18 protein-coding genes are annotated in these 20768 nt (G+C 68.9%); 12 read left to right on the top strand and 6 right to left on the bottom strand.

All coding sequences use genetic code 11. The features are described 5' to 3' along the window. The first annotated feature begins 58 nt into the window (after nucleotides 1-58). Both ACT3UF_RS06685 and ACT3UF_RS06690 read left to right on the top strand, forming a co-directional pair. Nucleotides 59-1228: an acyl-CoA dehydrogenase family protein gene (locus tag ACT3UF_RS06685; protein ID WP_444598933.1), complete on the top strand. Its 1170-nt coding sequence runs from the start codon at nucleotides 59-61 to the stop codon at nucleotides 1226-1228. A gap of 148 nt (nucleotides 1229-1376) precedes the next feature. Continuing rightward, nucleotides 1377-2123 (top strand): GntR family transcriptional regulator, encoded by a 747-nt coding sequence (locus ACT3UF_RS06690; RefSeq protein WP_444598878.1) that lies wholly within the window; start codon nucleotides 1377-1379, stop codon nucleotides 2121-2123. 21 nt (nucleotides 2124-2144) lie between these two features. On the opposite strand, the gene ACT3UF_RS06695 is transcribed toward ACT3UF_RS06690, so the two are convergent. The 4 genes from ACT3UF_RS06695 to ACT3UF_RS06710 form a co-directional block, all read right to left on the bottom strand. After that, a complete protein-coding gene (locus ACT3UF_RS06695; RefSeq protein ID WP_444608186.1) occupies nucleotides 2145-2900 on the bottom strand; it encodes a hypothetical protein in 756 nt (251 codons plus the stop codon). 282 nt (nucleotides 2901-3182) lie between these two features. Then, nucleotides 3183-3959: a triose-phosphate isomerase gene (locus ACT3UF_RS06700; RefSeq protein ID WP_444598880.1), complete on the bottom strand. Its 777-nt coding sequence runs from the start codon at nucleotides 3957-3959 to the stop codon at nucleotides 3183-3185. Nucleotides 3960-4109: 150 nt separating this feature from the next. Further along, a complete protein-coding gene (locus ACT3UF_RS06705) occupies nucleotides 4110-4580 on the bottom strand; it encodes a ribose-5-phosphate isomerase (RefSeq protein ID WP_444598881.1) in 471 nt (156 codons plus the stop codon). A 77-nt stretch (nucleotides 4581-4657) separates the two neighbouring features. Then, nucleotides 4658-6373, bottom strand: a complete 1716-nt coding sequence (locus ACT3UF_RS06710; RefSeq protein ID WP_444598882.1) for a dihydroxyacetone kinase family protein — start codon at nucleotides 6371-6373, stop codon at nucleotides 4658-4660. A gap of 372 nt (nucleotides 6374-6745) precedes the next feature. Between ACT3UF_RS06710 and ACT3UF_RS06715 the strand changes: the two genes are divergently transcribed. From ACT3UF_RS06715 to ACT3UF_RS06740, 6 genes are all read left to right on the top strand, one after another. After that, nucleotides 6746-7666: a sugar phosphate isomerase/epimerase family protein gene (locus ACT3UF_RS06715; RefSeq protein WP_444598883.1), complete on the top strand. Its 921-nt coding sequence runs from the start codon at nucleotides 6746-6748 to the stop codon at nucleotides 7664-7666. A gap of 69 nt (nucleotides 7667-7735) precedes the next feature. Further along, on the top strand, nucleotides 7736-9214 hold the full coding sequence (locus ACT3UF_RS06720) for a GntP family permease (RefSeq protein ID WP_444598884.1): 1479 nt from the start codon (nucleotides 7736-7738) through the stop codon (nucleotides 9212-9214). Nucleotides 9215-9285: 71 nt separating this feature from the next. Continuing rightward, entirely contained in the window at nucleotides 9286-10089 is an 804-nt protein-coding gene (locus tag ACT3UF_RS06725) for an SDR family NAD(P)-dependent oxidoreductase (protein ID WP_444598885.1), read from the top strand. Nucleotides 10090-10202: 113 nt separating this feature from the next. Continuing rightward, entirely contained in the window at nucleotides 10203-11513 is a 1311-nt protein-coding gene (locus ACT3UF_RS06730) for an alpha-hydroxy acid oxidase (protein ID WP_444598886.1), read from the top strand. Between the two features lie 29 nt (nucleotides 11514-11542). Then, nucleotides 11543-12544, top strand: coding sequence for an NAD(P)-dependent oxidoreductase (locus ACT3UF_RS06735; RefSeq protein ID WP_444598887.1), 1002 nt, complete (start codon nucleotides 11543-11545; stop codon nucleotides 12542-12544). Beyond that, nucleotides 12541-13335: an SDR family NAD(P)-dependent oxidoreductase gene (locus ACT3UF_RS06740; protein ID WP_444598888.1), complete on the top strand. Its 795-nt coding sequence runs from the start codon at nucleotides 12541-12543 to the stop codon at nucleotides 13333-13335. Before ACT3UF_RS06735 ends, ACT3UF_RS06740 begins: the two co-directional genes overlap by 4 nt. 221 nt (nucleotides 13336-13556) lie before the next feature. On the opposite strand, the gene ACT3UF_RS06745 is transcribed toward ACT3UF_RS06740, so the two are convergent. Then, nucleotides 13557-14702 (bottom strand): 2-keto-3-deoxygluconate permease, encoded by a 1146-nt coding sequence (locus ACT3UF_RS06745; protein ID WP_444598889.1) that lies wholly within the window; start codon nucleotides 14700-14702, stop codon nucleotides 13557-13559. Between the two features lie 415 nt (nucleotides 14703-15117). On the opposite strand from ACT3UF_RS06745, the gene ACT3UF_RS06750 reads away from it, so the two are divergent. Continuing rightward, a complete protein-coding gene (locus tag ACT3UF_RS06750; protein ID WP_444598890.1) occupies nucleotides 15118-16110 on the top strand; it encodes a 3-hydroxyacyl-CoA dehydrogenase family protein in 993 nt (330 codons plus the stop codon). Then, nucleotides 16103-17458 (top strand): four-carbon acid sugar kinase family protein, encoded by a 1356-nt coding sequence (locus ACT3UF_RS06755; protein WP_444598891.1) that lies wholly within the window; start codon nucleotides 16103-16105, stop codon nucleotides 17456-17458. The genes ACT3UF_RS06750 and ACT3UF_RS06755 overlap by 8 nt, the downstream gene beginning before the upstream one ends. A gap of 67 nt (nucleotides 17459-17525) precedes the next feature. On the opposite strand, the gene ACT3UF_RS06760 is transcribed toward ACT3UF_RS06755, so the two are convergent. Next, nucleotides 17526-18314, bottom strand: coding sequence for an SDR family NAD(P)-dependent oxidoreductase (locus ACT3UF_RS06760; protein WP_444598892.1), 789 nt, complete (start codon nucleotides 18312-18314; stop codon nucleotides 17526-17528). 218 nt (nucleotides 18315-18532) lie between these two features. Here ACT3UF_RS06760 and ACT3UF_RS06765 point away from each other — a divergent pair, with 218 nt between their 5' ends. Beyond that, nucleotides 18533-19438 carry a fumarylacetoacetate hydrolase family protein gene (locus ACT3UF_RS06765; RefSeq protein ID WP_444598893.1) on the top strand — a complete coding sequence of 302 codons (906 nt, stop codon included), beginning with the start codon at nucleotides 18533-18535 and terminating at the stop codon, nucleotides 19436-19438. After that, a complete protein-coding gene (locus ACT3UF_RS06770; protein ID WP_444598894.1) occupies nucleotides 19435-20760 on the top strand; it encodes an enolase C-terminal domain-like protein in 1326 nt (441 codons plus the stop codon). The genes ACT3UF_RS06765 and ACT3UF_RS06770 overlap by 4 nt, the downstream gene beginning before the upstream one ends. Nucleotides 20761-20768 lie beyond the last annotated feature (8 nt).

The following is a 20768-nucleotide window of genomic DNA, read 5'->3' on the forward strand; positions in this document are numbered from 1 at the left end:
CGCCCCCGAGAAGGAGTCCTCCGTGAGCACCACCCCCACACCCCCGCCCGGCACCGACATGCTGAGCGAGGAGCACCAGCGCCTCGCCGCGCAGGTCCGCGAGTTCGCCGACGAGGTCGTCGCCCCCGCCAGCTACGAGTACGACACCGAGCGGCGCCTGCCGATGGAGATCATCGCCCAGATGGGACAGCTGGGACTGTTCGGGCTCCCGATCCCGCGCGAATACGACGGCCAGGGCAGGGACTACATGTCCCTGTGCGTCGCGGTGGAGCAGCTGGCCAGGGTGGACCAGTCCATCGCCGTCACCCTCGAGGCCGGACTGGGCCTGGGCGCGATGCCGATCCTCACCTTCGGCACCGACGCCCAGAAGGAGCGCTACCTGCCGGCCCTGGCCCGCGGGGAGGAGCTCGCCGCCTTCGGACTGACCGAAGCGGACGCCGGCTCCGACGCCGGCGGCACCCGCACCACCGCCCGCCTCGAGGACGGGCAGTGGGTGCTGGACGGGACCAAGCAGTTCATCACCAACTCCGGCACCCCCATCACCTCACTGGTCACCGTCACCGCCGTCACCGGCCAGCGCCGACGGAGCAACGGCCGCACCACCCCGGAGCTGACCAGCATCATCGTTCCCACCGACACGCCGGGGTTCACGGCCCTGCCCGGCTACGACAAGGTCGGCTGGCACACCTCCGACACCCACCCGCTGCTGCTCGAGGACGTGCGCGTGCCCGAGGAGAACCTGCTGGGGGAGCGCGGCCGCGGCTTCGCGAACTTCCTGTCCATCCTCGACCAGGGCCGCGTGGCGCTCTCGGCGCTGTGCGTGGGCGCCGCCCAGGGCTGCCTCGAGCAGGCCGTCGACTACGCGCAGAAGCGGGTGGTCTTCGGCAAGACCCTCGGCGAGAACCAGCACATCGCCTTCACCCTCGCCCGCATGCAGTCCCGGGTCGCGAGCGCCCGCGCACTCATGCACGAGGCCGCGCGACGTCTCGACGCCGGGATGTCCTTCAGCCACGAGGCCTCCCTCGCCAAGCTCGTCAGCAGCGAGGCGACAGTCGCCAACGCCCGCGACGCCTGCCAGATCTGGGGCGGCAACGGCTTCCTCAACGAGAACGTGGTGGCCCGCCACTACCGCGACTCCCGGGTGCTCGAGGTCGGGGAGGGCTCCACCGAGGTGCAGCTCGGGATCATCGCCAAGCACCTGGGGTTCCCGAACGCGCTGACCGGGTGAGGTGCGGCTCACGGGGTGCGTCGCTGACGGGCCGCTGAGGGGAACCCCGGAGCAACTTCCTATAGGATGCTCGCAGGTGGGAGCACCTGCGGGCCGCGTCAGGGAAGATGGACGTCCCGAGCCGAGAAGCCGAGAGGGGAATGGCCAGATGGCTGTGCGACGACAGGTCCTGCGTGCCGAGGTCGAGGAGCTGATCCTCGAGAGGCTGCTCGAGGCGCGATGGATGCCCGGAGCCCGCCTCAGCATCGACGGCCTCGCCCGGGACCTCGAGGTCTCTCCGACCCCGGTGCGCGAGGCGATGGTCTCGCTCGAGCGCTCGGGCCTGGTCGAATATGTGGCGCTGCGCGGCTACGTCGTCGCGCCGATGCTCGATGCCGCCCAGATGACAGAACTGCTCGATGCCCGCAAGACGGTGGAGACGGCGGCCTTGAATCGTGCCTTCGAGAACGTCGATCTCCTGCTCGTGGAGCTCGAAGCGGCCCACACCTGGCATGGAGAGGTCATCGATCGCATCGACGCAGCCGATGGGGTCACCTACGAACTGCTGCAGGAGCACTTCCGTGCGGACTGGGGCTTCCACCAACTCCTGTTCGACCACGCAGACAACCGCTACCTCGCGAAGATGGTCGAGACCCTGCGGTCGCACACGCATCGCATGCGTCAGACCTGGGCCGGCGGTTCGCCGGCCCTCGACGTCCATGAAGCGCATGAAGAGCACGGCCGGATCCTGGAGAAGGTTCGTCGTCACCACCAGGATGGCGCCGTGCAGGCTCTGATCGAGCACCTCGACGCAGTGCTGCAGCGCTCACTCGCCGTGGCCGAGAAGAAGCCCGAGCACGTTGCGGAGCAGATGGGGAAGGCGGAGAGCGCCGCAGCGGCGGTGGCATCGTCCTGACGACCCCCCGGGACCGACTTCTCAGCGGTCGATGAACGGATCGCTCGAGGGCTCGGGGAAGCGCGCCCGCAGGAACTCCGAATGCACGTCCAGGCTCCGGGTGACGCCGGCGATGATGTCGTTCTCGAGCCGGTCGATGCTGACTGCGAGCACGGAGAGCTGTTCGTCGATGCTGTGCAGGTTCTCGATCGCTCGCTCCCGCGCCTCCTCGGTGGTGGTGGGGGCGAGGAAGCCGACGGTGTTCTCGAGCGCGTCCACCAGGTCCGGGACGTAGCGGTCGGCCATCCCCTCGAGCAGCATCACATCGGGATCCGAGGCGCGTCGTGATTGGATGGCCGCAGAGCCCAGCAGTGCATCGATCCGCATCAGCAGCGTCTCCGCGTGGTGCAGGATCTGGGAGATCGCTGATCCGCGGGCTCGTCGCTGCATCCGCTGCAGGCGTCGTCGCTGCTGGCGGGAGTCCTTGACGACCTTCTCGAGCATCGTGCGGGTCGCGGCGGGGATTTCCACCGCGCTGCGGCCCAGCCGCACCGGACCCGGCCCGCGGTTACGGAGCAGGAGTGCGCTGCCGCCGCCGACCACGGCGGCGATCCCCAGCCCCGCCAGCAGCGGAGCCAGCAGTCCGGCGCCGCCCACCAGGCTGCTCACGCCGAGGGTGAGGAAGCTGCTGAGGCCGACCACGCCCGCGAGCACGGAGGGGACGCCGTGGGTGAGCCAGCGACCGCGACGCCGGCGCGGCACGACCGCCTTCGAGAACGGGGCGTGGACCTTTCCCACCAGCGGACTCTGCCCGGGCGCCCACGGTGCGGGACCCTGCGGGGCCCGGGGGATGCCAGAGCCACGGCGGGCGGAGGGGCCGGGGCGCGGAGGCATGCCGGTCCGTCGCACCGGCTGCTGCCGCGGCGGTCGGTTCTCAGCAGTCATGGGTATCCGCAGACCTCTCCGAGGGAGCTGAGGCCGACGCCGGAACGTCTCCGACGGTCTCCGCGAGGGGTGGCCTCGGCTCCTCACCATCGACGACTTCCAGCGTATCGCGGGGCCCCGAGAAGCGGCTGGGGGCTATCCCCCGATCTGCCCGGACTCCGCATGCGCCTGCGCGATCTGCAGGAGCTGGAGGCACCCCTCGAGCTGCCAGGCGGTGCGGCCGACGAACAGCCCGGTCACGTGCTCGATGCCGAGCAGCTCAGCGGCGTTGTCGAGGTTCACCGAGCCACCGTAGAGCAGCCCGGCGACCGTCCCGGAGTACTCCGCTCCCAGCGCTGCGAAGGGCTCGATGAGCTCGGAGACGGTGGCGGGCCGCCCCTTCTCCCCGATGGCCCATATCGGCTCGTAGGCGATCACCACGCGGGAGAGCTCCTCATCGGAGAGTCCGGTGAGGGCGCCGCGCGCCTGGTCCAGGATGAACTCGGCCGAGCCCCCGGTCTCCTTCACCTCCGCGCTCTCCCCGATGCACAGCAACGGGGTCAGGCCGTGGCGCAGGGCGGCGGCGACCTTCAGACGGGTGGTCTCCACGGTCTCGCCGAAGTGCTCACGCCGCTCGGAGTGACCGATCTCGACGATCCGGGCGCCGGCGTCCTTCGCCTGCGGCACGGAGATCTCCCCGGTCCAGGCCCCGGCATCCTCCCAGTGGGCGTTCTGCACCCCCAGCAGGGCGGGGGAGTCCTCGCCGAGGATGCCGGCCACGGTGGCGGTGGCGGTGAACGACGGGATCACGAAGGGCTGCACGCCGGTGGATGCTGTCCCGGCGAGATGGTCGCGCAGGCCCTCGGCCCAGGTACGCGCCTCGGCGAGGGTCTTGGTCATCTTCCAGCTGGTGCCCACCCACAGGGTGCTCATGTCTCTCCTTCGTCCCGCGTCGCGGGGCTGTGCCGTGCCGGATCGTCAGATTCCGTTCCAGGACAGCCCTGGAATTGGTTCGGAACCTGACGATCCCGTGCTGCGGTGCTGCGGTGCTGCGGTGGTCGGCCCGTGCGCCGGGCCCGGGTCTCAGGCCTGCTCGAGGGAGCCGTCGTAGGCGCAGATCGCGTCGACCTTCGCCGCGGAGGACGAGCTCGGGTCGAACTCGAGGTCCAGCCACACCTTCAGCAGCTCCTTGGCGGATTCCAGGCCGATCACGCGCTGGCCCATGCACAGCACCTGTGCGTTGTTCGAAAGCACGGAACGCTGCACGGAGTAGAGGTCGTGGGCGGTCACGGCGCGGATGCCGGGGACCTTGTTCGCCGCGATCGCGACGCCCAGGCCGGTGCCGCAGATCAGCAGGGCCCGGTCCGCTTCGCCGGCGGCGACCTTCTCCGCCGCGGCGACCGCGACATCGGGGTAGTGCGTGCCGTCGTCGGCGCTGCCGACGCCGACGTCGAAGACCGACTCGACGCGGTCATCCGCCTCGAGCAGGGCCTTGAACTCTTCCTTGTATCCGTAGCCGGCGTTGTCGCCGCCGAGGATGATCTTCAGAGCCATGAGCTCCTCCTTCGTAGTGGTCATCGGGGTACACGCAGCAGATGCAGTACCCGCAGGTGGTGCGGTGGTCGTGGCGTTCAGGACAGGTGCTGTCCGAGCTCCTTCATCAGGATCGAGAAGGAGATCGCGCCGGGGTCGGGGGTGCCGATCGACTTCTCGCCGAGCACGCGGGCCCGGCCCAGGGCCGCGGTGATGTCCGCGGTGGCATCGGCCGCCTCGCGGGCGACCGTCGACGCCTCCAGGATCGCCTCCGCGGCGTTGTCCCCGGTGAAGGCCGTCTCCAGAGCATCCCTGAAGGGCGCGGCGGCGTCGACCATGGTCTTGTCGCCGACCGTCGCGCCGCCGAGTCGCTGGATGGCGTCGATCCCGGCCTCGACCGCGTCCACGATCGTGCGGGGCTCGGCGCCGGCCTGATCGTCGAAGACGCCGCCGGCGGCAATCAGGGCCGCTCCCCAGAGCGCACCGGAGGTGCCACCGGCGGACTCCGACCAGGCCTCACCGGCGCGGACCAGCAGGGTGCGGGCTCCTGCCCCGGCGTCGAGGGCCGTCTTCGCCGTGGCCGCCGCCCCCTTGGTGCCGTAGGCCATGCCCTGGCCGTGGTCGCCGTCGCCGGCGATCGCGTCGATCCGGCCCAGCTCGGCCTCCTCCCGAGCACAGACGGTCTCGAACAGCTCCAGGACGCCCACGACCTTCGCGGCCGCGGCGCGGGACTCCTCGTTCGAGGCGGGCGTCTCATCGGCGCCGGCCTCCCAGAAGGAGGTGCGGCGGGGCCGCTCGGTCTGCGGCATCGCACCGCGGTGGAAGGCGGGGGTGTCGACGGGGGCGAGCCAGTGCTGCTCGAGCTCCTCGTCCAGGAACACCAGGGTCAGGGACAGCCCGGCCATGTCGAGGCTGGTCACCAGCTCGCCGACCTCGGGGCGCACCGGAGTGATGCCTGCGTCCTCGAGCAGTGCGGCGACCTTCGCATAGACGACGAAGAGCTCCTCGTACTTCACGGTGCCCAGACCGTTCACGAGCACCGCGGCGCGGCCCTGGTAGCCCCCCTCGGTGCGTTCGGGTTGCTCGGCGAGGACACCCTCGACCAGCATCGTCGCGATCTCGTCGGCGGATCCGATGGCCTCATCGCGCACTCCGGGCTCTCCGTGGATGCCCAGCCCCACGCCCATCTGGCCGTCCTCGACGTGGAACAGCGCCCCGGGTGCGCCGGGCAGGGTGGGGCCGTCGAAGGCGACACCGAAGGAGCGGGTGGCGTCGTTGGCCTTCCAGGCGATCCGCTCGGCCGTCTCCAGATCGGCGCCGGCCTCGATCGCGGCCCCGGCGATCTTGAACACCGGCAGGTCGCCGGCGATGCCGCGACGGTCACGGTGGTTCTCGGGGGAGTTCGAGACGATGTCGTCGCTGACCTTGATGATCCGCACGTCCACGCCCTCCGCGCGCAGCTTCTCCGCTGCGGCGCCGAAGTGCAGCACGTCCCCGGCGTAGTTGCCGTACCCCAGGACCACGCCGCCGCCGTTCTCGGCATTGCGGGCCACGGAGTAGACCTGGGAGGCCGAGGGCGAGGAGAAGATGTTCCCGCAGGGGGCGCCGTGACCCATGCCCGGGCCCACCCAACCGGCGAAGGCGGGGTAGTGGCCGGAGCCGCCGCCGATCACCAGGGCGGGCTGGCCCGCCGGCGTCCCGGTCGCGCGCACGACGCCGCCGTGCACGACCGCGACGTGATCGGGGTGGGCCGCGGCGAGGCCCGCGACCGCCTCGGTCGCGAAATCGGCCGGGTCGTTGAAGAGGTACGTCATCGTGTTTTCCTCCGAAGGTTGCCGCGGGGACCCGCGGCAGGTGGTCGTGGGTCGTCCAGGGTGGATGACCACCGCAGTCGTTTGAATCCTATAGGAATCATAGCGAGTTGGACAGGGGTATGCGGTAACGGGCCCAGGAAGGATGGTGGGCGTGCACTTTGTGGACGGCGGGCAAGCAGTGGGCGGTTCATTTCCGCACCCATCTACAGAGGCGCGCCTATACGTCACGCGGGCCCAAGAGTGACGGGCGGGCAAGGAAGCTCGACGTCAGCCTCTACGGAGGACTGATCGAAAGTGATGTGGCCAACTCTTCCCAGAGGCGCCATCTATCCTATAGGATCAGCTGACAGCTCCTCGACCCGAAGGACAACGATGTTCACAGCAGAGAATTGGCCGATCGGCGCCAACATGCTCACGTTCGGCAGTACCACCGCCGACGGCACCCCCACCCTGGAGGCCCCCTCCACCGCCTGGGCCTCCCAGCTTCGGCAGGTCAAGGAGCTCGGCGTCGATCAGATCGACCCGACCGACGCCTGGCTGCCGCTGGCCAAGCTCAGCGACGACCGCCTCGAGGAGTTCCGGCGTGTGCTCGACGGCGAGGGCATGTCCCTGGCCTCGATCTCCATGACCCGCAACTCCGTCGTGGACGTCGACAACGGCGAGCAGAACCTGCGCGATGCACACCGCTTCATCGAGATCGCCCCTACCTTCGGGGTGAGCGTGGTCAATACCGGCTTCATGCAGGCCACCACCGAGGCGCAGCAGAAGGCCGTCTGGTTCTGGCTCGAGGACGGCCATGTCGATGATCCTGCGCTGCGCGACCTCGCGATTGAGCGGATACGTGAGCTCGGCGACGCCGCCCAGGCTCAGGGGATCCAGCTCAGCCTCGAGATGTACGAGGACACCTTCGTCGGCACCACCGACGATGCAGTCTCCTTCGTCACCGACGTCGGTCACACCGCAGTGGGTCTGAACCCCGATATCGGCAACCTGGTGCGCCTGCACCGTGAGATCGAGCCGTGGGAGGACATGTTCGAGAAGGTCCTGCCCCACTCGAACTTCTGGCACATCAAGAACTACACCCGCGACTTCGACGCAGCGACCGGCGCATACTCCTCGGATCCCATGCCGCTGAAGTACGGCTATATCAACTACCGCAAGGTGATCCGCCGCGCGGTCGAGCTGGGCTATTCCGGACCTTTCTGCTGCGAGCACTACGGCTCCGACTCCCTCGGCGTCATTGCTGAGAACGTGCAGTACATCCGCCAGGTCCTGGCCTCGGCCCTGGCCTGAGGAACCGACCGGTCGAGACAGCCCAACCCGCACGGTCGCGGGGCACTCAGTGAGAACGAAGGAGTTCTGATGGATCCCATATTGCTTGTGGCACTAGTCGTAGGTATCGCGCTGATCGTCGTGATCGTGCTGAAGACCCGGCTCGACGCCTTCGCCGGACTGCTCATCGCTTCGGTGGTGATCGGTGTGATCGCGGGACAGTCGCTGCCCGGAATCGTCGTGTCGATCAAGACAGGGTTCGGTAACACCCTGGCCTCGATCGGCATCGTCATCGGCCTCGGGGTGGCGATCGGGAAGATCCTTGAGGTCTCCGGTGCCGCCCAGGCCATCGCCGTCGCCTTCCTGCGCCTGTTCGGAAAGGGGCGCGAGCCCTGGGCGATGACCAGCATCGGTGCTCTGATCTCGGTCCCGGTGTTCTGCGACTCGGGTTACGTGATCATGAACCCTCTGGCCAGGGCGATCGCGAAGGTCAAGCAGTACGGCTACGCGACCCTCGGCCTCGCCCTCGCGGGCGGCATGGTCATCACCCACCACTTCGTGCCGCCCACACCTGGCCCGCTGGGCGTCGCCGGGATCCTCGGCGTCAACGTGGGATCGGTGATCATGGCCGGTCTCGTCTTCACGGTGTTCATGATCCCGGTGGTCACCCTGTACGCGAAGTGGATCGGCCCGAAGGTCGAGCCGCTGATCAACGCAGGGATCCAGGAGTCGGTCTATGGCGATGTGCGCCATGACCGCTCCGCTGTCGCCGTCGCGGCGGGCGGAGGGGGATCCGACGCGGTCGCCGACCTCGATGCGATGTCCAGCGGCTCCGATGAGCTCGGGGAGGCCCCCGCCGGAAGTGCGCCCCACCGGATCGGTCCCGTGGTCGGTCTGCTGCCACTTGTCGTGCCGATCCTGCTGATCGTGATGAACACCGTCGTGACCGCGATCGACATGAACGCCCAGGGCACCGCCCTGCCTGCCGAGTACGAGCCCACCACATGGGCCGGCATCTTCGTGTTCATCGGCGATCCCGTCATCGCGCTGCTGATCGGACTGGTCCTGGCCGTCTACCTGCTCCTGCCGCGGTGGACGCCGAGGAAGAAGAGCCACAAGTGGCTGGGTGACGCCGCGGCCGACGCCGGGCTGATCCTGCTCATCACGGGCGCAGGCGGTGGTCTGGGCCAGGTGCTGCGGGACACCGGCATCGGTGACGCCCTCGCCGGAGCGATCGGCGGTCTTCCGCTGCCGACGTTCCTGCTGCCCTTCCTGATCGCCTCGATCGTGCGCATCGCGCAGGGTTCGGGCACGGTCTCGATGATCACCGCCGCTTCGGTCACCGCGCCGGTCGCGGCCCTCATCGGACTGGACCCGCTGGTCGCGGTCATGTCCTGCGTCGCGGGTGCCATGGTCTGCAGCTACTACAACGACTCGTACTTCTGGGTCGTCACCCGCTTCATGGGTCTCGAAGGCACCGCGGCGCTGAAGGCGCACACCGGCATGACCACCGTCATGTGGGCTGCGTCCGTCCCGATGCTGTTCGTCCTCAGCCTGGTCGTCGGATAGCACGCTCCTCCGCGACCATCTCTCGGCCCTCGCACCTCACCCCTGTATTCACGAATCGAACGGAGACTCCTATGACCATCGAGACCAAGACCATCCAGCCCTTCCCCGCCCAGCGCACCGCGGTGGTCACCGGCGCCGGCGCCCCCCGCGGTATCGGCCGTCACGTCACCCGTAAGCTCCTGGCCGAGGGGTGGAGCGTCGTCGCTGCCGACATTGATGGAGCCGCCACCGAGGAGTTCGCGGCGGAGCTGAGGACAGAGCTCCCTGCCGACAGCGGTCTCAAGGTCCTCGGCGTCGGCGTCGACATCGCCGACCAGGTAGCTGTGGAGGCCGCATTCGCACGCATCGACGATGAGATGCCCCCAGTCGCCGCCCTGGTGAACCTCGCCGGCATCCCCAGCCCCCACTCCATCTTCGAGATCACCCCGGCGATCTGGGACAAGGTCATGGACGTCAACGGCAAGGGCACTCTGCTGATGATCCAGGCCGCTGCGAAGCGGATGATCGACGGCGGCTTCGGCGGTCGCATCGTGAACACCGCGTCCATCACCGCCCTTGACGGCGGCGGCACGTTCTCAAAGACGGGTTACGCCGCGGCCAAGGCGGCTGTGCAGGGCTTGACCCGCGGTGCGGCCCGTGAGCTCGGCAAGTACGGGATCACCGCCAATGTGATCCTGCCCGGCCCGATCGACACTGACATCATGGGCGGGACGCTCACCGATGACCGCAAGGCCGGAATGTCCGCCAACATCCCGCTCGAGCGCGTGGGCCAGCCCGAGGAGGTCGCGGGCCTGATCAACTTCCTGGTCAGCCAGGACTCCAGCTACGTCAACGGCACCTCGATCAACGTCGACGGCGGCAAGCACATGCACTGATCTGTCCGGGGCCCGGGACTCCCGTCCCGGGCCTCTCCGTCAGGGTGGGGTGCTGCTCATCGCGTGCCCCACCCCCCGTCGCACCGCCAGACCCCACTCGAAGGAGAGATCTCATGGCCGACTCAACAATCTCCGGCGCCGTTGAATTCGCGAAGATGCTCGCGGCCGGAGGATTCCGACTGGATCCGCTGGAGTCCGCACCGTCCATCGAGGACATCCGCCTGCTTGCGAAACGGCGCTTGCCCACGATGGCCTTCGACATCATCGACGGAGCCTCCAACCATGAGATCACCCTCGACGCGAACACCCGCGACCTGCGTGAGGTGAGGTTTCGACCGCGCTGGCTGACCGACATCTCCCACATCGACACCTCCACCACGGTCGATGACATGTCCCTGCAGCGCCCGTACGTGCTGGGCCCGCTGGGGCTGCAGCGCATGATCGGCGGCGAAGGGGAGATGGGCGCGGTACGCGCGGCCGGGAAGGCGAACATCCCCTTCACCATCTCCACCGCCTCGAATTGGGCGATGGAGGAGCTCGCGGACCAGGCGACCGGACCGCTCTGGTTCCAGCTGTATATGTACAAGAGCGACGAGATCGTCTCCCGACTGATCTCTCGCGCCAAGGCCATAGGCGCCGAAGCGCTCGTGATCACGGTGGACGTGCCGCTGAACGGCAAGCGCTACCGCGATCACCGCAACGGCATGTCGATCCCGCCGAAGATCACGCCGCAGAACGCGGTGGGCGCGATCCGGCACTTCGGATGGACCCGCTCGATCATGCGTCCCCCGGTGATCGGCTTCCGCAACCTCAAGGACGAGATCCAAGGCAACAACGCCGTCTCTCATCAGGAGTTCGTCAACAAGCATCTCTCGAATCTCACCCTGACCTGGGACAAGGTTGCCGAGGTGCGCAAGCAGTGGGACGGCCCGGTGTATATCAAGGGCATCCTCACGCCGGAGGATGCGCTGCGCGCGCTGAGCATCGGGGCTGACGGCATCTACGTCTCCAACCACGGTGGTCGCCAGCTCGACTCCACGCCGAGCTCGATCCGCGCCCTGCCCGCGATCGTCGACGCGGTGGGGGACCGCATGACCGTGGTTTTCGACTCAGGCGTCCGCACGGGCGATGACATCGCCAAGGCGCTCTCCGTGGGCGCGGACCTGGTCTCCGTCGGCCGGGCCTGGGGTTATGGCAACGCCGCCGCGGGCGAGAAAGGTGTGCTTCGCGTGCTCGACATCCTCGATGGGGAGCTCGCGCTCGCCATGGGCCAGCTGGGCGCCACCAGTGTCCCGGCGCTGGGACGCAGCTTCGTGGAGTACCCCGAGGCCTGGCACGGGGCTGGCATGCACCGGGAGCCCGAGCCCGACAGCGCCACCCCCTCCGATTTCAATGCCGCGACGGCTGCCGGGGCCAGCCGATGAGTACCCCGTCGCGTTCCTGGAGACTCGCCGTGACCGCGGACGCCGCACACGCCGACGGCTCTACGATCTACGGCGACATCGGTCTTGGATCCCTCGCCGAGTACGGCGTGGAGTGGTCGTTGGTCGGGGCAGAGGGTGGCACGCTGCGCGGGAAGGAGCTCGAAGGCTTCGACGCCGTCCTGCTGCTGAGTTCCGCGCCCTTCGGCCGTGAGCAATTGGAAGGGGTGACCACCCTCAAGCACGTGGCCCGCTTCGGCGCGGGCTTCGACTCCGTGGACCTCGCCGCCTGTGACGAACGAGGGATCGCGGTCACCAATGCCCCCACCGGGCTGCGGGTGCCGATGGCCCACACGGCCCTCACCTTCCTTTTCGCCCTCGCGCACAACCTGCTGCCCATGGACCGTCTTGTCCGGAATACGGATTGGGGTCGCAAAGCCGAGTACCGAGGACCCGGACTCGCCAGAGCGACTGTCGGGGTGATCGGGCTGGGGGGAATAGGCCGGGAGACCGTGCGCCAGCTGCGCGCGCTGGACTTGGAGGTCATCGCGTGGAATCGTTCCCCGCGCCCCGAGTTCTGCACTGAGGTGGGTATCTCGCAGCTCGAGCTGGACGACGTGATCGCTCGCAGTGAGTACCTGATCGTCACCGTCGCCGCGAACGCTGACACCCGCCATCTGATCGGAGCCCGTGAGCTTGAGCTGATGAAGGACACAGCATTCCTCATCAACATCGCGCGCGGCGCCGTGGTGGACGAACCAGCCCTGGTCGCCGCATTGCAGAAGGGCTCCATCGCAGGAGCCGGGCTGGACGTGTTCGAGGTCGAGCCGCTACCGGTGGACAGCCCGCTGCTGGGCCTGGAAAACGTGGTCCTCTCCCCACACGCTCTCTGCTGGACAGACGACTTCGCGGATGCCACTGGCTCCGAGGCACTCGGTGAGGTGATCGCCGTCGCGACCGGGAAGGCCCCGCGCAACGTTGTGAACTCGCCGACAGAGTGCCCGACCGATGACGCCGAGGGGGTGCGTCGATGACCGAACGCTCCGCTGCCGACGAGGCCCGGATCACCCAGCTCACCGCTGTCGTCACCGGCGCCGCCTCCGAGCGAGGCATAGGCCGGGGGGTCGCGCTGCGGCTCGCCCGGCAGGGCCGTCCGCTCGCCTTGCTGGACCTTGATGCCGATCGGCTTGAGAGCGCCGCTGCACAGGCGCGCGAAGCAGGTGCTCCGGCCGTCCTCACCGCACAGGTCGATATCGCCCAGGAGGCGAGCGTGGACCGCGCGATCGCGAGGGTCGAGGCCGACGGCTTGCTCGCCCCTATCGGCGCCCTGGTCAGCTGCGCGGGCATCGCGAATCCGACCCCATTCCTTACGATGACCAGCACGGAATTTCTGCGAACCCTCACCATCAACACCCTGGGCACCTTCCACCTCGCCCAGCGGGTGCTCCCGGGCATGCTCGCCCAGGAACTGGGCCGCATCGTGGCAATGACCTCCACTGCCGCGCAGGATGGCGGGGGGAACTTCTCCACCTCCGCCTACGCGGCCTCCAAGGCCGGTGTCGAGGGCCTGATCCGCGGTCTCGCCAAGGAAGTCGCCGGCACCGGCGTCACCACCGCAGCGATCGCCCCGGCCAACATCGACACCGACATCATGGGTGGGCGGCTCGAGGGTGAGCGACGCGACCAATTCGTCGCTCGGACTCCCGTGGGCCGTCTCGGCACCGTCGAGGAGCTCGGCGAGCTGGTCGCCTTCCTCGTCGGCCCCCACGGTGGATTCACCACTGGGGCCACCTACAACCTCAACGGTGGCCTGCGCGTCGGCTGAGTCTCCGGCTGCGCTGCGGGCCCGCGCCCCGATCCTATGGGGCTGCGGGCCCGCAATCTGCTTTGACGACGCTGCCATAGGTTCACGTGGCGCGCACCTTCTGCGCCGCTCCACACCGTCAGTGACATCGACACCATTGAGCCCGGAATCTCACCGCGCCGACCCCCGCAGCGCGCGAGCACCACGGGGGTCCGGGAGTAATGCGTGGGACACGTGGCGAGTCAGACGTCGGGATCCTCGGAGTGACGCGCGGACTGGTCCTCTTCATGGCTCCGATCGGGTTCGACCTGCTCTCCGCTGGGGCCGACGAAGTCCTCGTCGGCGGGCTGCGGTCGCGCGGCGTGCGGGAGAGGGTTCCCGCGGAGGTCGGGTTCGTCCTCGTCCGGGTTGCTCAGGGTGCCGTTGCGCTTCATCACCCAGGCCGCGATCATCGGCGCGGTGATCGCGGAGATCAGCACTGCCGTGGCGACCTGGACGGTGGCCACATCCACATACTTTTCGAAGCGTGGATCTGCGGCGGCGATGATCGCCGGAGTGACGATCGAGTTGCCGGCGGTGGTTCCGGCGACGAAGGCGAGCCCGGAACGTTTGCCCCTGCGCAGCAGGAACCGGTAAGCGAGATAGGTGGTGCCACCGGTGATCGGAGTGACGAGCAGACCCAGGACGATGCCGGTCAGTCCACCGGTGAGGACCGCGCTGATGTCGATTCCGGTGCCCAGGCCGAAGGCGAAGAAGGGGATCACGATGTTCGGAACCGGGCGCATGATCTCCGTCCATCGGTGATCGATGTTGCCCACGATGATCCCCAGGATGAGCGGGATGATCGCCGCGGCGAACGCATCCAGAGGGATCGAGCCGAGCCCGGCGGTACCGATGAAGATCATGGTGAAGAACGGGCCATCATTGACCGCTGAGGCGACATAGGCGCCGCGGTCGTTCTTGGTGCCGTACTTCCCGGTGAAGGCGAGCCAGATGCCGCCGTTCGAGTTGTCGAAGGTCGCGAGCAGCGCAAGGATCGAGATCCCGAGGAACCCGTCGAGTCCCACCAGGAAGCCCAGGGCGACGACGATCGATCCTGGGACCAGAGTCTTGCCCAGCAGGATCGCCCCGGTGGTGCCGGCTACGGGACCAATGCTGCGGGGAGTGATCTGCATGCCTGTGGCGAAGATGACCAGGGCCATCAGCGGCATAGGCGTCGCGAAGAGCGCGGTCGTGAAGCTGCCGAGCTCAAGGAAGTCTGGAGCGGTGGTGCCCACGATGGCACCCGCGATGAGGGGGATCACCATGGTGCCGCCGGGGATCCGGTCCATGGCGCCGTATAGGGGAGAGCGCAGCTTTTTCAGGTCGCTGCTGGATGCTTCGGTCATGGGGTGGTCCTCTTCGCCTCGTCACGAGAAGGGGGCCATCACGGGGAATCGCGTGAGCCCGTTCGGGAGAGCGGGCCCGGGCCGGGATCAGGTACCGACGCCGATGGCGGAGACCGGGCATGCCTGTGCATCTACACACACGACCGCCCTGTCTGGTCCTATAGGATCTACGGTCTCGGTCCTCACGTCAAGGGTGGCTCACCGTGGATTTTTCGAACGCACCGGACCACTTCTCACCTCCGGATGCAGTTTTGGGAGGTCGGGCCTGAGATTGACCCAATACACCTGGCGCTAATCCAATAGGATCTGTATGCTAGAGAGCATTGCTTACGCTGCGGAAGGCCGCCTTCTCGTAGTGCGGCACCAGGCGTCGGATCTCGCGGGATCGACGTTCCCCGAACGAAGGAGTTCCCTCTTGACCATCTCCACCGTGACGATCGTCGGCGCCGGCTACATGGGGGGCGGCATTGCCCAAGTCCTCGCCAGCGCCGGCTTCGAGGTGACCATCGCCGATGTCAGCGTCGAGAATGCGAACGCCTCCCTCGAGCGGCTCCAGAAGGAGGCGCGGGACTTCGAGGAGCAGGGCCTCTACGGACCCGGCTCCGCGGATCTCGTGGCGAAGAACATCACCGCTGGCAAGACCCTCGAGGACGCCGTCGCGGACGTCGACTTCATCGAGGAGGCCGTGTTCGAACGGCTCGACGTCAAGCGCGAGGTGCTCGGGAAGATCTCCGAGCACGCCCGCCCCGACGCGATCATCGGCACCAACACGTCGACCATCCCGGTCAGGGAGCTCGAGAGCGCAGTGAAGAACCCCGAGCGGTTCCTCACCGTCCACTTCTCCAACCCGGCGCCGTTCATCCCGGGCGTCGAGCTCGTCGCCGGGCGGGACACCACCCCCGAGGCCGTCGCCGCCGTGAAGGAGCTGCTGGAGAAATCGGGGAACCAGGGCGCCCAGGTCGCGGACACCCCCGGCATGGTCCTGAACCGTCTCCAGTACGCCCTGCTGAAGGAGGCCACCGCCGTCGTCGAGGAGGGCATCGCCACCGCCGAGGACGTCGACACCATCGTCCGCACCACCTTCGGTTTCCGTCTGGGCTTCTTCGGCCCCTTCGCGATCGCCGACCAGGCCGGCCTGGGTGTCTACGCGAGTGGATTCGCCACCCTTGAAACCGCCTTCGGTAGCCGTATGGCGATCCCGCAGATCCTCGCGGACGCCATCGCCGAGGATCGCGAGGGTGTCAAGAACGGCAAGGGCCTGCTCGGGGATTACGACGCGGAGGCTGCTGCCGAACTGGTCAGCTATCGCAACAAGGCCTACGCGAAGATGTCCCAGCTCCTCGCCGAGCTCGGTCCTGCCCCCCACGCCCATCCGGCGCGAGAGCTGAGGTCCTCCGACCATGCGTGAGCCCTCCGCACGTCGACTGCTCATCCTGGACGACGACCCCACCGGATCGCAGTGCGTGGCCGGCATCGGCGTCGCCTTCGACCAGGACCCGGCGATCCCGGTCGCGGTGCTCGCTGAGCCCGGCTCCGCCTGCTTCGTGCTGACCAACACCCGGGCGTTGGACGAGAAGGCGGCGACGGAGATGAATCGCCGCATCGTCGCCGGAGTGCTCGCCGGCGGAATCCCCGCCGGCGGACTGCACGTGGTCTCGCGGTCGGACTCCACCCTGCGCGGTCACGTGATCGCCGAGCCGGTCGCCATCGCAGACGAGCTCGCCGCCCACGGGGTCGAGGTCGATGCCTTCGTGCTGTGCCCGGCGATGATCGAGGCCGGCCGCTTCACCGAGGGCGACATCCACTACGCCACGGTCGACGGGCAGGCGGTCGAGGTCGCCGAGACGGACTTCGCCCGCGACGCCACCTTCGGCTACTCCCACTCCGACCTGCGCGAGTTCCTCGCCGAGCGCTCGGGCGGAACGCTCGCTGCCGCGGATGTCCTCAGCATCTCCCTCGCGGACATCCGCTCCGGCGGTCGGGAGCGGGTGCGGGAGATCCTCTCCGGCGCCCGTGAACGGACCTGGGTGGTGGTCAATGCCACCGAGTACTCGGACCTGGACGTCGTCTCGGCGGCGATGGCGCAGCTCGAGGCGGAGGGGCGCACCTTCGTCACCCGCTGCGCACCCTCCTTCGTGCGGCCGTTGACCGGCCAGTGCAGTGCCCGCGTGCTGGACGCGGAGGCCATCGCCATCCCGGCGGGACGCCTGGAGCACGGGTTGGTGGTGGTCGGCTCGCACGTGGGCCTGACCACCACGCAGCTGCGCGGCGTGCAGGAGCGCGGCACCCTCACCGAGTTCGAGATCGACGTGCCCTCGGTCCTGGACGAACGCCGCGCGCAGCATCTCGCCGACCTCGGGGACGCAGTTCGCGAGGGCCTCCAGGTCAGTGACTGCGTGCTCTTCACCAGCCGTGACCTGGTGCGCACCGACGATCCCGCGGAGTCCCTCGCGATCGCCCGCAGCGTCTCCGACGCTGTGGTCGAGATCGTCCGAAGGGTCCGTACTGCCCGCCCCGCCTGGGTCGTCGCCAAGGGCGGGATCACCTCCCATGAGGTCGCCGCCAGCGGCCTGGGAATCCGCCGAGCCCGCGTCGAGGGCCAGTTCTGGGCCGGCCAGGTCTCCCTTTTCGCCGCCGAGGAAGCTCCCGAGGAGGTCCTCGGCATGCCCTACGTCGTCTTCCCCGGCAACGTGGGCGGAGCGCAGGCTCTGGCCGACGTCGTCGACACCCTCAGCGCGGCCGTCGCGGTCTGCTGACCCGTGCCCACCGGTACCGGAGCCCTGCCCCCGACGAACGTCGGCCGTGCCCACCCTCCGAGACCCCTCAGGACCGGGTGCGCACCCCGGTGACGCCGCCGTCGATCGACAGCAGCACGCCCACGGTGGAGCCGTTGCGCGGCGAGGCGAGGTAGCAGTGGGCCTCGGCGACCTCCTCGGGGGAGACCAGCCGCCCGTGCGGCTGCCGGGCCTCGAGCGCCGCCCGCTCGGCGGCGGGGTCGTCGGCCTTCTCCAGCAGTCGGCCGATCCAGGGGGTGTCCGCGGTGCCGGGGAGCACGGCGTTGACCCGGATCCCCTCGCCCACCAGATCCGCGGCCATGGCCAGGGTCATCGACTGCACGGCGCCCTTGGTGGCCGAGTAGAGCACCCGCTGCGGCAGGCCCACCGCGGAGGCGATCGAGGCGGTGTTCACGATCGCGGCGTGCTCGGAGCGGCGCAGGTGCGGCAGAGCGGCGCGGATCACCCGGGCCACCGAGGTGACGTTGACGTCGAGGACCCGTGCCCATTCGGCGTCGTCGTTGCCGGTGACATCACCCTGCGCGCCGATCCCGGCGTTGTTGATCACGATGTCCACGCCGCCGAGCTGCGTGGCGGCCTCGGCCACCGCCGCATCGACGCTGGCGGTGTCTGCCACGTCACAGCGCAGCGCGAGAACGCCCTCGGGGCCGCCCTCCGGATGCAGGTCCAGCACGGCCACCTGGGCGCCACGGCCCAGCAGGGCGGTCGCGGTGGCGGCGCCGATCCCGGAGCCGCCGCCGGTGACCAGGGCGCGCAGGCCGGAGAACTCACCGTGCGGGTCCGGGGTGGTCGATGGTGCGGCGGGGGTCTGGGACACGGGAAGCTCCTCGGGAGTGGACGGTCGAATCTGCCCAGTCATCCTAACTCTGCGCACCCGTTGCGCGTCCAGACCCCGGCCGAATCCGGCGGATTCAGGGATGATTGCCGGCCAGGCTTGTTTCTGCCCACCAAGACATAGGATGATAGCTGGATCGATGAGGTCCGGGCGCTCGTCGACGGCGAAGGAAACCGCGCCCGATGAGGAATGGAGTGTCCGTGGAACTGCGACGTCTCGGCCCGGTGGGTCAGGAGAAGCCGGCTGTCGTCTCCGAGGGGGTGACCTATCGCCTCGAGCCGCTGACCGCCGAGATCGACGGGGACTTCCTCGCCGGAGGAGGGATCTCCCGGGTGCGCGAGGCGCTCGCAGCCGAGGAGCTGCCGGTCTGGGAGGGCGCCGAGCAGGAGCGCATCGGCGCCCCGATCGCGCGTCCCATGGCAGTGCTGTGCATCGGCCAGAACTACGCCGAGCACGCCGCCGAGTCCGGCGCGGAGCCGCCCACGGTGCCGATCCTGTTCCACAAGCACCCCAACACCGTCGTCGGCCCCCACGACGACGTCGAGATCCCGCCGGGCGCCCAGAAGGTCGACTGGGAGGTCGAGCTCGGCGTCGTGATCGGCACGGAGGCCGCCTACCTGCCCGATGAGCAGGCCGCCCTCGACGTCATCGCCGGGTACGTGACCAGCCACGACATCTCCGAGCGGGACTTCCAGCTGGCCGAGTCCGGGGGCCAGTGGTCCAAGGGCAAGAACTCCCGCGGCTTCAATCCGCTGGGTCCTGGCCTGGTCCCGGCGGACGAGGTCGACCCCCAGGCGCTGCGGCTGTGGTCCGCCGTGAACGGCGAGCCCCGCCAGGACTCCACCACCGCGGACATGATCTTCTCCGTCGCCCAGATCATCCAGCACCTCTCGCAGTACATGGTGCTCTCGCCCGGGGACCTCATCAACACCGGCACCCCGCAGGGCGTCGCCCTCTCCGGACGCTTCCCGTACCTGCAGGCCGGAGATGTGGCCGAGGTGGGCATCGACGGGCTCGGCGCGCAGCGCACCCGCTTCGTCCCCGCCCGCACCACCCCGGCCAGCACCACCCCGGCCAGCGCCACCCCGCAGGGAGCGACCCGATGAGCACTTTCACCGCGCTCGATGTCCGGGACGTCCGCTTCCCCACCAGCCGCAGCCTCGACGGCTCGGACGCGATGAACCCGGACCCGGACTACTCCGCCGCCTACCTCACCCTGCGCACCGACGCGCCCGATGAGGGCACCGCGCTGGTGTTCACCATCGGCCGCGGCAACGACGTGCAGAGCGCCGCGATCTCCGTGCTGGCCCCGCACCTGGTGGGCCGGGACGTCGAGGAGGTCCTCGCCGATCTCGGCGGGATCTACCGCGAGCTCACCCATGACTCGCAGCTGCGCTGGCTGGGTCCCGAGAAGGGAGTGATGACGATGGCGATCGGCGCCGTGGTCAATGCTCTGTGGGACCTGCGCGCCCGCCGCGAGGGCCGGCCCCTGTGGCTCACCCTCGCCTCGCTCAGCCCTGAGGAGCTGCTGGACCTGGTGGACCTGCGGTACCTCGAGGATGCGCTCACCCGCGAGGAGGCGCTGGAGATCCTGCGCCGCGGCGCCGAGGGCAAGGAGCAGCGGATCGCCGCGCTGCGCGAACGCGGCGTTCCCGCCTACACCACCACCCCCGGCTGGCTCGGCTACAGCGACGAGAAGCTCACCCGCCTGCTGGGCGAGGCCCGTGAGGCAGGCTTCGAGATGGTCAAGCTCAAGGTGGGCGCCGACGCCGCGGACGACGAGCGCCGGATGCGCATTGCCCGCGAAGTGATGGGCCCGGACTACCCGATCGCGGTGGACGCGAACCAGCGCTGGGACACCGCCGAGGCGATCGAGGCCATCCAGGCCCTTGCCCCTCACGACCCGTACTGGATCGAGGAACCCACCAATCCTGATGACATCCTCGCCCACGCCGCGATCCGCGAGGCCGTCCACCCCGTGCGGATCGCGACCGGTGAACAGGGCGCCAGCCGGGTGCTGTTCAAGCAGCTGCTGCAGGCACGTGCCATCGACGTGCTGCAGGCCGACGCCACCCGCGTTGCCGGTGTCAACGAGAACGTCGCGATCCTGCTGCTCGCCGCCAAGTTCGGGGTTCCCGTGTGCCCCCATGCCGGGGGAGTGGGGCTGTGCGAGATGGTCCAGCACCTGGCCTTCCTGGACGCGGTCGCGATCGCGGGGGACGATGACCGCCGACGCATCGAGTTCGTGGACCACCTCCACGAGCACTTCGAGGTGCCGGTGCAGATCGAGAACGGCTCGTACATGCCGCCGGAGCAGCCCGGCAATGGGGCCCGCATGCACGCGGAGTCCATCGCCGAGCACGTCTTCCCGGACGGTCCCGTCTGGGCGGGGGAGCAGACCGCCCCTGCCCTGACCACTGCGTACTGAGAGGCCCC

The organism is Brachybacterium sp. AOP24-D1-21 (assembly GCF_052378665.1).
Classification (GTDB): Bacteria; Actinomycetota; Actinomycetes; order Actinomycetales; family Dermabacteraceae; genus Brachybacterium.

Excerpts from the sequence above, each read along its gene's own strand:
- ACT3UF_RS06685 (WP_444598933.1), top strand. The coding sequence starts at position 59 with ATGCTGAGCGAGGAGCACCAGCGCCTCGCCGCGCAGGTCCGCGAGTTC.
- ACT3UF_RS06690 (WP_444598878.1), top strand. The coding sequence starts at position 1,377 with ATGGCTGTGCGACGACAGGTCCTGCGTGCCGAGGTCGAGGAGCTGATC.
- ACT3UF_RS06700 (WP_444598880.1), bottom strand. The coding sequence starts at position 3,959 with ATGAGCACCCTGTGGGTGGGCACCAGCTGGAAGATGACCAAGACCCTC.
- ACT3UF_RS06705 (WP_444598881.1), bottom strand. The coding sequence starts at position 4,580 with ATGGCTCTGAAGATCATCCTCGGCGGCGACAACGCCGGCTACGGATAC.
- ACT3UF_RS06710 (WP_444598882.1), bottom strand. The coding sequence starts at position 6,373 with ATGACGTACCTCTTCAACGACCCGGCCGATTTCGCGACCGAGGCGGTC.
- ACT3UF_RS06715 (WP_444598883.1), top strand. The coding sequence starts at position 6,746 with ATGTTCACAGCAGAGAATTGGCCGATCGGCGCCAACATGCTCACGTTC.
- ACT3UF_RS06720 (WP_444598884.1), top strand. The coding sequence starts at position 7,736 with ATGGATCCCATATTGCTTGTGGCACTAGTCGTAGGTATCGCGCTGATC.
- ACT3UF_RS06725 (WP_444598885.1), top strand. The coding sequence starts at position 9,286 with ATGACCATCGAGACCAAGACCATCCAGCCCTTCCCCGCCCAGCGCACC.
- ACT3UF_RS06730 (WP_444598886.1), top strand. The coding sequence starts at position 10,203 with ATGGCCGACTCAACAATCTCCGGCGCCGTTGAATTCGCGAAGATGCTC.
- ACT3UF_RS06740 (WP_444598888.1), top strand. The coding sequence starts at position 12,541 with ATGACCGAACGCTCCGCTGCCGACGAGGCCCGGATCACCCAGCTCACC.
- ACT3UF_RS06745 (WP_444598889.1), bottom strand. The coding sequence starts at position 14,702 with ATGACCGAAGCATCCAGCAGCGACCTGAAAAAGCTGCGCTCTCCCCTA.
- ACT3UF_RS06755 (WP_444598891.1), top strand. The coding sequence starts at position 16,103 with ATGCGTGAGCCCTCCGCACGTCGACTGCTCATCCTGGACGACGACCCC.
- ACT3UF_RS06770 (WP_444598894.1), top strand. The coding sequence starts at position 19,435 with ATGAGCACTTTCACCGCGCTCGATGTCCGGGACGTCCGCTTCCCCACC.